General features: G+C 52.4%; 1 rRNA gene. It reads right to left on the reverse strand.

The annotated features are described in order from the left end of the window. Window positions 1-525 (reverse strand): 16S ribosomal RNA (locus GJ698_RS30245); the annotation flags it as partial.

Below are 525 nucleotides of genomic sequence, written 5' to 3' on the forward strand. Positions count from 1 at the left end.
CATGTCAAGGGTAGGTAAGGTTTTTCGCGTTGCATCGAATTAATCCACATCATCCACCGCTTGTGCGGGTCCCCGTCAATTCCTTTGAGTTTTAATCTTGCGACCGTACTCCCCAGGCGGTCTACTTCACGCGTTAGCTGCGTTACCAAGTCAATTAAGACCCGACAACTAGTAGACATCGTTTAGGGCGTGGACTACCAGGGTATCTAATCCTGTTTGCTCCCCACGCTTTCGTGCATGAGCGTCAGTTTTGACCCAGGGGGCTGCCTTCGCCATCGGTGTTCCTCCACATATCTACGCATTTCACTGCTACACGTGGAATTCTACCCCCCTCTGCCAAACTCTAGCCTTGCAGTCTCCATTGCCATTCCCAGGTTGAGCCCGGGGATTTCACAACAGACTTACAAAACCGCCTGCGCACGCTTTACGCCCAGTAATTCCGATTAACGCTTGCACCCTACGTATTACCGCGGCTGCTGGCACGTAGTTAGCCGGTGCTTATTCTTCAGGTACCGTCATGAGCCG

The sequence above is a fragment of the Duganella aquatilis genome (genome assembly GCF_009674565.1).
GTDB classification, from domain to species: domain Bacteria; phylum Pseudomonadota; class Gammaproteobacteria; order Burkholderiales; family Burkholderiaceae_D; genus Rugamonas; species Rugamonas aquatilis.